General features: G+C 60.6%; 13 protein-coding genes. 9 read left to right on the top strand and 4 right to left on the bottom strand.

The window, feature by feature from the left end; all coding sequences use genetic code 11:
* Nucleotides 1–64: 64 nt before the first annotated feature.
* Nucleotides 65–1,090, bottom strand: coding sequence for a LysM peptidoglycan-binding domain-containing protein (locus BM317_RS24130; protein WP_060739850.1), 1,026 nt, complete (start codon nt 1,088–1,090; stop codon nt 65–67).
* Nucleotides 1,091–1,260: 170 nt separating this feature from the next.
* Here BM317_RS24130 and def point away from each other — a divergent pair, with 170 nt between their 5' ends.
* From def to BM317_RS24175, 9 genes are all read left to right on the top strand, one after another.
* Entirely contained in the window at nt 1,261–1,767 is a 507-nt protein-coding gene (gene def, locus BM317_RS24135) for a peptide deformylase (protein ID WP_003196300.1), read from the top strand.
* Between the two features lie 71 nt (nt 1,768–1,838).
* Nucleotides 1,839–2,798 (top strand): methionyl-tRNA formyltransferase, encoded by a 960-nt coding sequence (fmt, locus tag BM317_RS24140; RefSeq protein ID WP_092476534.1) that lies wholly within the window; start codon nt 1,839–1,841, stop codon nt 2,796–2,798.
* Nucleotides 2,795–4,105, top strand: a complete 1,311-nt coding sequence (rsmB, locus tag BM317_RS24145) for a 16S rRNA (cytosine(967)-C(5))-methyltransferase RsmB (protein ID WP_092476535.1) — start codon at nt 2,795–2,797, stop codon at nt 4,103–4,105. The genes fmt and rsmB overlap by 4 nt, the downstream gene beginning before the upstream one ends.
* 24 nt (nt 4,106–4,129) lie before the next feature.
* Entirely contained in the window at nt 4,130–5,503 is a 1,374-nt protein-coding gene (trkA, locus tag BM317_RS24150) for a Trk system potassium transporter TrkA (RefSeq protein WP_060739847.1), read from the top strand.
* Nucleotides 5,504–5,643: 140 nt separating this feature from the next.
* Nucleotides 5,644–5,955 (top strand): tetratricopeptide repeat protein, encoded by a 312-nt coding sequence (locus BM317_RS24155; RefSeq protein WP_092167753.1) that lies wholly within the window; start codon nt 5,644–5,646, stop codon nt 5,953–5,955.
* Between the two features lie 129 nt (nt 5,956–6,084).
* A complete protein-coding gene (locus tag BM317_RS24160; RefSeq protein ID WP_003177098.1) occupies nt 6,085–6,387 on the top strand; it encodes an ArsR/SmtB family transcription factor in 303 nt (100 codons plus the stop codon).
* 64 nt (nt 6,388–6,451) lie between these two features.
* The gene (locus tag BM317_RS24165) at nt 6,452–7,426 is read left to right on the top strand and encodes a zinc-dependent alcohol dehydrogenase family protein (RefSeq protein ID WP_092476537.1); all 975 of its coding nucleotides are present in this window, start codon (nt 6,452–6,454) and stop codon (nt 7,424–7,426) included.
* 31 nt (nt 7,427–7,457) lie between these two features.
* The gene (locus BM317_RS24170; RefSeq protein ID WP_092476539.1) at nt 7,458–7,751 is read left to right on the top strand and encodes an antibiotic biosynthesis monooxygenase family protein; all 294 of its coding nucleotides are present in this window, start codon (nt 7,458–7,460) and stop codon (nt 7,749–7,751) included.
* A complete protein-coding gene (locus BM317_RS24175) occupies nt 7,729–7,971 on the top strand; it encodes a hypothetical protein (protein WP_256574225.1) in 243 nt (80 codons plus the stop codon). The genes BM317_RS24170 and BM317_RS24175 overlap by 23 nt, the downstream gene beginning before the upstream one ends.
* A gap of 66 nt (nt 7,972–8,037) precedes the next feature.
* Here BM317_RS24175 and BM317_RS24180 read toward each other — a convergent pair whose 3' ends face one another.
* The 3 genes from BM317_RS24180 to BM317_RS30890 form a co-directional block, all read right to left on the bottom strand.
* The gene (locus tag BM317_RS24180; RefSeq protein WP_092476540.1) at nt 8,038–8,517 is read right to left on the bottom strand and encodes a DUF4411 family protein; all 480 of its coding nucleotides are present in this window, start codon (nt 8,515–8,517) and stop codon (nt 8,038–8,040) included.
* Entirely contained in the window at nt 8,504–9,652 is a 1,149-nt protein-coding gene (locus tag BM317_RS24185; protein ID WP_092476542.1) for a helix-turn-helix domain-containing protein, read from the bottom strand. Before BM317_RS24185 ends, BM317_RS24180 begins: the two co-directional genes overlap by 14 nt.
* A gap of 367 nt (nt 9,653–10,019) precedes the next feature.
* Nucleotides 10,020–10,243: hypothetical protein (locus BM317_RS30890; protein WP_218190558.1), on the bottom strand; the 224-nt coding region annotated here is incomplete at its 5' end.

Genomic DNA, 10,243 nt, shown 5'->3' on the forward strand with positions numbered 1-10,243 from the left:
GTTATGAGCCCCGTACAAACGGGAACAAGCTGTGGATAACTCTGTTGGTAACTTGTGAGACCCGTTATGGATTACGAACCTTGTCCAGCACCGACAGCGAGCGCGAGGCGTACAGCACCAAGCCGTAGCTGAGCTTGTCGTAAGTGCGGAACACCATCAGCAGGCCGGCCCGTTCATCGGGGATTTTCACCGGCTCGCCAGTGATGCGGTCGCGCACGGTTTCACCGGTCTTCATCACCGCCAGCACGTTGCCTTCGATCAGCCCATCGCGGCGGCCCTTGTTCAGGGTGACCACGTCCAGCGCGCCGATCTGGGTCACGCCCCGGGGCACGTCCAGGATCAACCCGTTGATGTCCGATTTTGGCGCGCTGGGCATGAAGGTCGAGTTGATCGAGCGCTCTTCGCCGCTGAACAGGCGATCACCCAGGCGCACTTCCTGAGTGGTGCGTTGCAGGGCCAGGGTGGTGACATCGCCCTCGGTGGCGACCACTTCGCCGCCGCCGATGTCGTCGGCGTTGATGCCCAAGAATTCCTTGGTCTCGGGGTCGGTGTAGACCTTGCCCTGGCGGAAGATGCCATAGGCCGACTGGTTCGAGTCGAATGTGCCACGGGCAAAGACCCGATCCCCCATGCCGCTGAGCACCCGCTCGGCATTGCCGGCGACGACGTAGGGCGCCTTGTCGAAATCCTCAGGCGTGTCGACGATGCGGTTGCTCAGCAGGAAGCTGTTGATGGCTTGCAGTGGAATGCTCGGGATGGCGTCGGCCACCGGCGAACTGCGGATGCGCGGCGACAGCTTGATGGTGCCGCGGGAGGCACCGCGATTGAGGGTCAGGCGCGGCTGGCCGTTGACGTAGACCAGCGACAGGGTATCGCCCGGATAGATCAGGTTGGGGTTTTCGATCTGCGGGTTGGCCTGCCAGAGCTCCGGCCATTTCCACGGCTCGCGCAGGTATTTGCCGGAAATGTCCCACAATGTGTCCCCCGTCACCACCGTGTATTGCTGGGGAAAACCTTCCCGAAGTTGCACTTGCCCATGCGCGATACCGGCCGAAGCCAGGAGCAGCAGGGCGAGTAGTGATTTCCTCATGCGGTGAATCCCTTTATTATGTGCGTTCGCGTAAAACGCCAGAGCCCCCGTGGCTCGCTGCCCTGCGGAGCTGTTTCCCCCAAGGGCAACGTTTTACAACGGTAGCCTGCATCCCAAGACACGCCAGGCCAGCCACCCGACTTTACCTCACACGTGCATTTATCAAGCTTATGGCCATTTTGAACATTCTCGAATTTCCGGACCCGCGCCTGCGCACTATCGCCAAACCGGTGGCCGTAGTGGACGACGAAGTGCGTCAGTTGGTCGATGACATGTTTGAAACAATGTATGAGGCGCCAGGCATCGGCCTCGCCGCGACCCAGGTCAACGTGCACAAGCGCATCGTCGTGATGGACCTTTCCGAAGACCGCAGCGAGCCACGGGTGTTCATCAACCCCGAGTTCGAAACCCTGACCGACGAGATGGACCAGTACCAGGAAGGCTGCCTGTCGGTGCCAGGCTTCTATGAAAACGTCGACCGTCCGCAGAAGGTCAAGATCAAGGCCCTGGACCGTGACGGCCAGCCTTATGAACTGATCGCCGAAGGCTTGCTGGCGGTGTGCATCCAGCACGAGTGCGACCACCTCAACGGCAAGCTGTTCGTGGATTACCTGTCTACCCTCAAGCGTGACCGGATCAAGAAAAAACTGGAAAAACTTCATCGCCAGAATGCTTGATGCCTCCTTTCAAAGGCTTGCCACGGCAAGCCTTTTTCTTTTTGCGACCGCTTTGTAATTGAGAGCTTCCCATGACTGAGCCCCTGCGCATCGTCTTTGCCGGCACTCCCGAATTTGCCGCCGAACACCTCAAGGCCCTGCTGGCCAGCCCCCACGACATCGTCGCGGTCTACACCCAGCCGGACCGGCCGGCCGGGCGCGGGCAAAAACTCATGCCAAGCCCGGTCAAGCAGCTTGCCCTGGAACACGGCATCCCGGTGTTGCAGCCGCCGACCCTGCGGGACGCGCAAGCCCAGGCCGAACTGGCCGCGCTGCAGCCGGACTTGATGGTGGTGGTCGCCTACGGCCTGATCCTGCCCCAAGTGGTGCTGGATATCCCGCGCCTGGGTTGCATCAACAGCCACGCCTCGCTGCTGCCGCGCTGGCGCGGTGCGGCGCCGATCCAGCGTGCGGTGGAAGCCGGTGATGCCGAGAGCGGCGTGACGGTGATGCGCATGGAAGCCGGCCTGGACACCGGGCCGATGCTGCTCAAGGTCAACACCCCCATCAGCGCCGAAGACACCGGTGGCAGCCTGCACGACCGCCTCGCACTCATCGGCCCGCCCGCCGTGGTCGAGGCCATCGCCGGCCTGGCTGCCGGTACGCTGGAAGGCGAAGTGCAGGATGACAACCTTGCCACTTACGCCCACAAACTGAACAAGGACGAAGCCCGTATCGACTGGAACCGCCCAGCCATCGAGCTGGAGCGCCTGGTGCGGGCCTTCAACCCGTGGCCGATCTGCCACAGCACCTTGAACGGCGAAGCCCTGAAAGTGCTGGCGGCCAGCCATGCCGAAGGGAAGGGCGCACCGGGTGAAATCCTCAGCGCCAGCAAAGACGGCCTCGTCGTTGCCTGCGGTGAACAGGCGTTGTGCCTGACGCGCCTGCAACTGCCCGGTGGCAAGGCGTTGAATTTCAGCGACCTGTTCAACAGCCGCCGTGAGAAATTTGCCGTCGGCACCGTCCTCGGCCAAGCGGTGGACGCCTCATGAATCCGCGTCTGGCCGCCGCCAAGGCCCTCGCCGCCGTCCTCAGTGGCAAAGCTTCGCTGAACAGTTCCCTGCCGACCCAACTGGACAAAGTGGAAGACCGTGATCGCGGCTTCACCCAAGACCTGGCGTTCGGCACCGCCCGCTGGCAGCCCCGGCTGTCGGCCCTGGCGGCCAAGCTGTTGCAGAAGCCATTCAAGGCCGCCGATGCCGACGTCGAGGCGCTGCTGCTGGTGGGGCTCTATCAGCTGCTCTACACCCGCGTTCCGGCCCACGCTGCCATCGGCGAAACCGTGGGCTGCGCCGACAAGCTGAAAAAGCCCTGGGCCAAGGCCCTGCTCAATGCCGTGTTGCGCCGTGCCCAACGGGAAAGCGAAGCCCTGCTGGCCGAGCTGGAACACGACCCGGTGGTGCGCACCGCCCACCCGCGCTGGTTGCAGAAATCCCTGAAGGCCTTCTGGCCCGAGCAATGGGAAGCCATCTGCGCGGCCAACAACGCCCACCCGCCGATGATCCTGCGGGTCAATCGTCGCCACCATACCCGCGACGCCTACCTGGCGTTGCTGGGCGAGGAGGGCATCCCGGCCATCCCGTGCCAGTACAGCCGCGACGGTATCGTGCTGGAAACCCCGGGTGACGTACGTGCGTTGCCGGGCTTCGCCGAAGGCTGGATCAGCGTCCAGGACGAAGCCGCGCAACTGGCCGCCGACCTGCTGGAGCTGGCGCCTGGGCAACGGGTGCTGGACGCCTGCTGCGCGCCGGGCGGCAAAACCTGCCACATCCTCGAGGTCGAGCCGAAGCTGGCCGGCGTGGTGGCGGTGGACCTGGAGGCCAAGCGCCTGGTGCGGGTGAAGGAGAACCTCGAACGCCTGGGCCTGGACGCCCAGCTGATCGCTGCCGATGGCCGCGACACCGCAACCTGGTGGGACGGCAAACCGTTCCAGCGCATCCTGCTGGATGCGCCGTGCTCGGCCACTGGCGTGATCCGTCGCCACCCGGACATCAAGCTCACCCGCCAGCCGGACGACATCGCCGCACTGGCCACGTTGCAAGGCGAACTGCTCGATGCCCTGTGGCAGACCCTCGAAGTGGGCGGCATGTTGCTCTACGCCACCTGTTCGACCTTGCCCACCGAGAACACCGACGTGATCGAGGCCTTCCTCGCCCGCACCCCGGGCGCCCGGGAACTGGACATCGCCAGCCAGGCCGGCCTGAAGCAGCCCCATGGCCGCCAGTTGCTGGCCCAGGAAGGCGGGCACGACGGCTTCTACTACGCCAAACTGATCAAGATCGCCGCCGCACGCGGTTAAGACCGATTCGATAGGAGTGACTGGATGAAAATCATCATCCTCGGCGCAGGGCAGGTCGGCGGTTCGCTGGCGGAACATCTGGCCAGCGAGGCCAACGACATCACCGTGGTCGACACCGACGGCGAACGCCTGCGCGACCTCGGCGACCGCCTCGACATCCGCACTGTACAAGGCCGGGGCTCGTTGCCCACGGTGCTGCGCCAGGCCGGTGCCGACGATGCCGACATGCTGGTGGCCGTGACCAACAGCGACGAAACCAACATGGTCGCCTGCCAGGTCGCCCACACCCTGTTCCACACCCCGACCAAGATCGCCCGGGTGCGCGAAGCCGCCTACCTGACCCGTGCCGACCTGTTCGACAACGAAGCGATCCCGGTGGACGTGCTGATCAGCCCCGAACAGGTGGTGACCAACTACATCAAGCGCCTGATCGAGCACCCCGGTGCCCTACAGGTGATCGACTTCGCCGAAGGCAAGGCGCAACTGGTGGCGGTCAAGGCCTACTACGGCGGGCCGCTGGTGGGCCAGCAACTGCGCCAATTGCGCGAACACATGCCGAATGTGGAGACCCGAGTCGCGGCGATTTTCCGCCGTGACCGGCCGATCCTGCCCCAGGGCGACACGGTGATTGAAGCCGACGACGAAGTGTTTTTCATCGCCGCCAAAGCGAACATTCGCGCGGTGATGAGCGAAATGCGCCGCCTCGACGAGAACTACAAGCGCATCGTCATCGCCGGCGGCGGACAGATCGGCGAGCGCCTGGCCGAAGCCATCGAAAGCCGCTACCAGGTCAAGATAATCGAGATGAACCCGGCCCGCTGCCGCTACCTCTCGGACACCCTCGACAGCACCGTGGTGCTGCAAGGCAGCGCCTCGGACCGCGACCTGCTGCTGGAAGAAAACATCGCCGACGCCGACATCTTCCTGGCCCTGACCAACGACGACGAAGCCAACATCATGTCGTCGCTACTGGCCAAGCGCCTGGGGGCGAGGAAAGTGATGACCATCATCAACAACCCGGCCTACGTCGACCTGATCCAGGGCGGCGACATCGACATCGCCATCAGCCCGCAACTGGCGACCATCGGCACCTTGCTCGCCCACGTGCGCCGCGGCGACATCGTCAGCGTCCACTCCCTGCGCCGCGGCGCGGCCGAAGCCATCGAAGCCATTGCCCACGGCGATGCCAAGTCCAGCAAAGTGATCGGCAAAGCCATCCGCGACATCGGCCTGCCACCCGGCACCACCATCGGCGCGATCATCCGCGACGAAGAAGTCCTGATCGCCCACGACGACACCACGATCAAGACCGGCGACCATGTCATCCTGTTCCTGGTGGACAAGAAGCACATTCGCGATGTCGAGAAGCTGTTCCATGTGGGGTTGAGCTTCTTCTGACCACCACTGATCGTTCCCACGCTCCGCGTGGGAATGCAGCCTGGGACGCTCCGCGTCCCTCAAGAGCTGAACGCAGAGCGTTCGTGGAGGCATTCCCATGCGCAGCGTGGGAACGATCTTAGTCATGAGGAGTTTTTAAAATGCTCGATTCCCTGGAAAAAATGCTCGCCAAGGGCGTGGACAACGCCCTGCTACGCTTCGGCCTGGGCAAAGGCTACCTCGACCTCGGCGAATTCCCCCGCGCCGCCGAACACTTTCAACGCTGCGTCGAACTCGACCCCAAGTATTCAGCCGCCTGGAAACTACTGGGCAAGGCCCACCAAGGCCAAGGCGACCTCCCGGCTGCCCGCCAAGCCTGGGAACAAGGCCTTGAAGCCGCCCGCGCCCACGGCGACAAACAGGCCGAAAAAGAAATGACTGTGTTCCTCAAGAAACTGGATCGCCACGCCTGATCCCGCCCCAAGCCCCCTGTGGCGAGGGGATTTATCCCCGCCAGGCTGCGAAGCAGCCTCAAAACCCCCGCTCATGAGCTATCCCAATTCACGTATTGACATATCGAAAAATCTCGATATCCTCGCCGCATGGACCTACTCGAAATATTCAAAGCCCTCTCAAACCCGACACGTCTCCAAATCCTGAAAGGTTTGAAGGATCCGGCAAAGAACTTCCCCCCGCAGGATGAGGGTGACGTTCATACGGTCGGCGTCTGCGTCAGCAGTATCCAGGAAGGGATCGGCCTGTCGCAGTCGACGGTGTCCGGTTATCTGGCCACGTTGCAACGGGTGGGTCTGGTCGAAGTCAGGCGCATCGGCCAGTGGACCTATTACAAACGCAATGAAGCAACCATCAGTGCTCTCGCCGAGATCATTGGGAAAGACCTGTAGCGTTTTTTTACCACAGTATATCGAAATATCTCGATATCCCTTTTTATCGATACGAGGAGTTACTATGAAAGCGATGATGCTTAAATCATTCGGCGGTCCTGAATCGTTCGAACTCCGCGATGTGCCCAAGCCCGTTCCGCAAGCGGGACAAGTCTTGGTCCGCGTACACGCCACTTCCATCAACCCGTTGGATTACCAGGTTCGACGCGGCGACTATTCCGACCTGGTGCCACTGCCGGCCATCACCGGCCACGACGTATCCGGCGTGGTCGAAGCCGTTGGGCCCGGTGTGACCACCTTCGCGCCTGGAGATGAAGTCTGGTACACCCCGCAAATATTTGAAGGGGCAGGCAGCTATGCCGAGTACCACGTCGCGGCCGAGAGCATTGTCGGGAAGAAACCGCCCGAGCTGAGCCATCTTGAGGCCGCAAGCCTGACCCTGGTGGGCGGGACGGTGTGGGAAGCGCTGGTGGTGCGGGCGGCGCTCAGGGTCGGGGAGAGCATTCTTGTCCACGGCGGCGCTGGAGGCGTCGGGCATGTCGCGATCCAAGTGGCGAAAGCCATGGGCGCCCGGGTGTTCACTACTGTGCGCGAAGCAAACGCTGAGTTCGCCCGCAACTTGGGGGCCGACGTGATCATTGACTACGAGAAAGAAGATTATGTCGACGCTGTCCTTCGGGAAACCGCTGGCCACGGCGTGGATGTCGTATTCGACACCATCGGCGGCAACACACTGTCCCGCAGCCCCGACGTCCTCGCGCAACTGGGCCGCGTCGTCTCGATCGTGGACATCGCCCAGCCACAAAACCTCGTCCAGGCCTGGGGCAAGAACGCGAGCTATCACTTCGTGTTCACCCGGCAAAACCGCGGCAAGCTCGATGAGCTGAGCGCATTGATAGCCCGCGGTCAGCTGCGCCCCCATGTCGGCGCCGTCTATTCGCTGGCCGACATTCCCCTGGCCCATGCCCGGTTGGAAAGCGCCAACAACGGTCTTCGAGGAAAAATCGCCATTGCCGTCGAGCCATCGCTCATTCCGTAAGTGCGGACTTCAACCAATTCAGAGGTGCGTCATGGTTTACGAAATCGCTGTGCTTCCTGTTCACAAAGAACGCATTGAAACGTTTCGACGCGCATTTGCCGAAGTCGCTCCTTTGCTTACACGGGCGAAGGGTTACGGCGGCCACATGCTGGGGCAAGGGATCGAAACGCCCGAGCAGTTCAACCTGATCGTGCGGTGGCAATCGCTGGAAGACCACTCTCTGGGCTTCGAAGCGAGTGAAGACCATCGGCTGTTCATGATGGGGTTGGAGGAATATTTTTCGGAGGAGCCGAAGGTTTACCATGTTGAAGGGGGCGGCTTTTAGCGCTGACGAAGGGGGGCAGAAAATAAATCTGGCCCCCCTATTTTTCAAGCCTTACCTGCTGCGCAAGTGGCTAGGGCTGGCGCTGGTGGGTGCGGTCGGTTGCGTCGCGGCCAGTCAGATCCGACTGCTGGGATTTGATCTGGGGCTGCTCTCGGTCTTTGCTGTGGCTATGGGGATGGGGTTGTTCATGAAGCGGCGGCGGTTTGAGCAGGTTGACTGAGGATAAGAAGGGGTAAGCTAAATATCAGAAGATCAGTCCGATTTTGTACTCAAATGACTGAAGTCATCATCCGAAAACTGCTTGGGATCGCTTGATGTAGTCGAGGAAGTTGATCCAGGGGGTCTGCACACTTTCCATATTGCAAACAGCAGGAATCTTCCAATTGCGTTTGTGCTTGTTCGCAGAAGGCTGAAACGCCTCATCCGTGACCAACTCGCAGCCATGTAGCTTCGCGGTGGCAATGATATATAGATCGTTTTCATCGACCCCAGCACCGTATTTGTCTTCTTCGATCTCAAGCAATCCTTTGATACGAAAGGCTTCCAATAGGATCGCCTCGGTCACGGGCATCTTTTGCAGACCTGCCTCCTTCAGCCAGGTCACGCACTCCGGTGCTTTGTGTTCAACTTCTTCGGCGGCAACCTCGGACATCCGAATCACCCCTTGCATCACTCGATCCGTCATCCATGCCCAAAGCCCCGGAAACTGCGCGATAGGGTAGTTATCCCACGCGTAGAGCATGGATGAGGCATCAAACACCTGCATAGAAGCGTTCCAGCTTGTGCAGGTCCGAGATCTTAAGGTTGTCGAGATAGCTGCTTGCCTTGGCGAGAGTGATACGACGAGCGTTCATGGCATCCAGCACTGTGCGCACGTAACCATCGCCAAAAATGTGCCGGGGTTCGCGATTGCGGTGCTCTCGGCTGCCACCCTCGTTTTCAGGCATCACTCGTTGCTTGTTCCACCGTCGGTATGCGGCATACGCTTCGCTTGGCAAACGTCCGGCATCCATCAGACGCCGTAGGATCATCTCGCCGCTCACACCCCACGCCCTGCGTTGTGGTTCCAGCCAGCCATCAAATTCGGCCGCCTCAACAGGGCGCTCATCGTCATGAATGCTTAACAGAAACTGATCGGGGACCAACAGATGGCCGGCAAAGGCATTCGCCTCTTGCTCTTCATCGTCCGCCGAATACAAATCCTCTTCATCGTCAATTGAGCTTGCCCGATGAATAAGTAGGTGCCCCAACTCATGCATCAACGTGAAGCTTTGGCGGGTATCTGCATCCTGCTTCTTGATGACGATTACCGGGCATTCAGGGTCGTAGAGTGAAAAACCGAGGATCGGGCTTTCCTTCGCAATCTGCCATTTACCGTTGTAGCCATTGCTGCGGAAGACCAACAGGCCGCGCGCTTCGATGGCCTTACGATAACTGTCGAAATTGTTACGGTTCGCCAGCCCCAGCCATTCACGCACACGGCTGGCCGCATCGGGGATGCTCAGGCCTGCCAGGTCGGGCGGCGAGAAGCGCACGACCTCCGTCGGTTCAAGCTCCTCACGCAGTGCAAGGAACACTGCGCGCTGACGCTCCACTCGCTCAACCAGCAGCTTCAGGCGGTGCGAAAGTTCCGGTTTCTGATTGCTCAAGGTGCGGAACTGCGGCGAGTGCACCTTTGCCTCGTTGACCGGCCCTGGCTCCATGAAAAACAAGGTGCCTCGCCCGAAAACGGCCGCCAGCTTACGCAACTGGTTGAAGGTCAGTCCCGTCTCGCCGGCCATCACTTTTTCAAAGCTGGCAGGTGCTATACCAATCTCACGGGCGAGCTCGTCCCGCGTCATACCGTGATCGGTACAACACCAGTCTATCCGCGCGAGATTGATTGATTGGATACGTTCCATGATTTGAGTATATAGACGGTGTGTACCGGTGAACATGAGCCACCAAAGCTAGCTGCCGAAAGCTTGATGCGGCCGGGCCTATGACTTTCCCGAGGGGAGCTAGCATGCCTGAGTGTCATCGATGCCGGCTCGGCCAGTGTTAAGGAAACGATAGAGCCCGAGGGCATGTCTGAAAAGCCGGCGGATTCTGGTGCGGTTGTAGGCAAAGGCGCAAGAATATGTGGCTTGGAGGTGCGGTGGTCAGGCCCAGGCTTGACTCTCAGAAGGTGGAGAAGCAGGAGCATCCACGCGAATGTTATTGAAGGGGGACACCCCTTGAATATAGACCTGTCTCTTGTCGCCGAGCAGCCCCAATCACTCCTGCGCCTCACCCCCCAACCGACTCCGCCGCACCGCCATAATCTGCGGAATCTTCTCCTAAGAAATGAAAGGGGACAGATTTATTTTGATAGAAATAATTCTGAGAATCATCTGGCCGGCCTCCCCACCTCACAGAGGTGGCGCAAAATTCAAGGTGCGAACTTAGACTTTTGCTGAGGAGGCCGTGATGAAATTCTGTGGCATAGATCTGCATTCGAACAACAGCGTTGT

Source organism: Pseudomonas sp. NFACC24-1 (genome assembly GCF_900115235.1).
Taxonomy (GTDB): domain Bacteria; phylum Pseudomonadota; class Gammaproteobacteria; order Pseudomonadales; family Pseudomonadaceae; genus Aquipseudomonas; species Aquipseudomonas fluorescens_AA.

What these genes read in the sequence shown, in the direction of transcription:
- BM317_RS24175 (WP_256574225.1), top strand. Translation starts at nt 7,729, where the DNA reads ATGTTGAAGGGGGCGGCTTTTAGCGCTGACGAAGGGGGGCAGAAAATA.
- fmt (WP_092476534.1), top strand. Translation starts at nt 1,839, where the DNA reads ATGACTGAGCCCCTGCGCATCGTCTTTGCCGGCACTCCCGAATTTGCC.
- trkA (WP_060739847.1), top strand. Translation starts at nt 4,130, where the DNA reads ATGAAAATCATCATCCTCGGCGCAGGGCAGGTCGGCGGTTCGCTGGCG.
- BM317_RS24155 (WP_092167753.1), top strand. Translation starts at nt 5,644, where the DNA reads ATGCTCGATTCCCTGGAAAAAATGCTCGCCAAGGGCGTGGACAACGCC.
- rsmB (WP_092476535.1), top strand. Translation starts at nt 2,795, where the DNA reads ATGAATCCGCGTCTGGCCGCCGCCAAGGCCCTCGCCGCCGTCCTCAGT.
- BM317_RS24160 (WP_003177098.1), top strand. Translation starts at nt 6,085, where the DNA reads ATGGACCTACTCGAAATATTCAAAGCCCTCTCAAACCCGACACGTCTC.
- BM317_RS24165 (WP_092476537.1), top strand. Translation starts at nt 6,452, where the DNA reads ATGAAAGCGATGATGCTTAAATCATTCGGCGGTCCTGAATCGTTCGAA.
- BM317_RS24180 (WP_092476540.1), bottom strand. Translation starts at nt 8,517, where the DNA reads ATGCAGGTGTTTGATGCCTCATCCATGCTCTACGCGTGGGATAACTAC.
- def (WP_003196300.1), top strand. Translation starts at nt 1,261, where the DNA reads ATGGCCATTTTGAACATTCTCGAATTTCCGGACCCGCGCCTGCGCACT.
- BM317_RS24170 (WP_092476539.1), top strand. Translation starts at nt 7,458, where the DNA reads ATGGTTTACGAAATCGCTGTGCTTCCTGTTCACAAAGAACGCATTGAA.
- BM317_RS24130 (WP_060739850.1), bottom strand. Translation starts at nt 1,090, where the DNA reads ATGAGGAAATCACTACTCGCCCTGCTGCTCCTGGCTTCGGCCGGTATC.
- BM317_RS24185 (WP_092476542.1), bottom strand. Translation starts at nt 9,652, where the DNA reads ATGGAACGTATCCAATCAATCAATCTCGCGCGGATAGACTGGTGTTGT.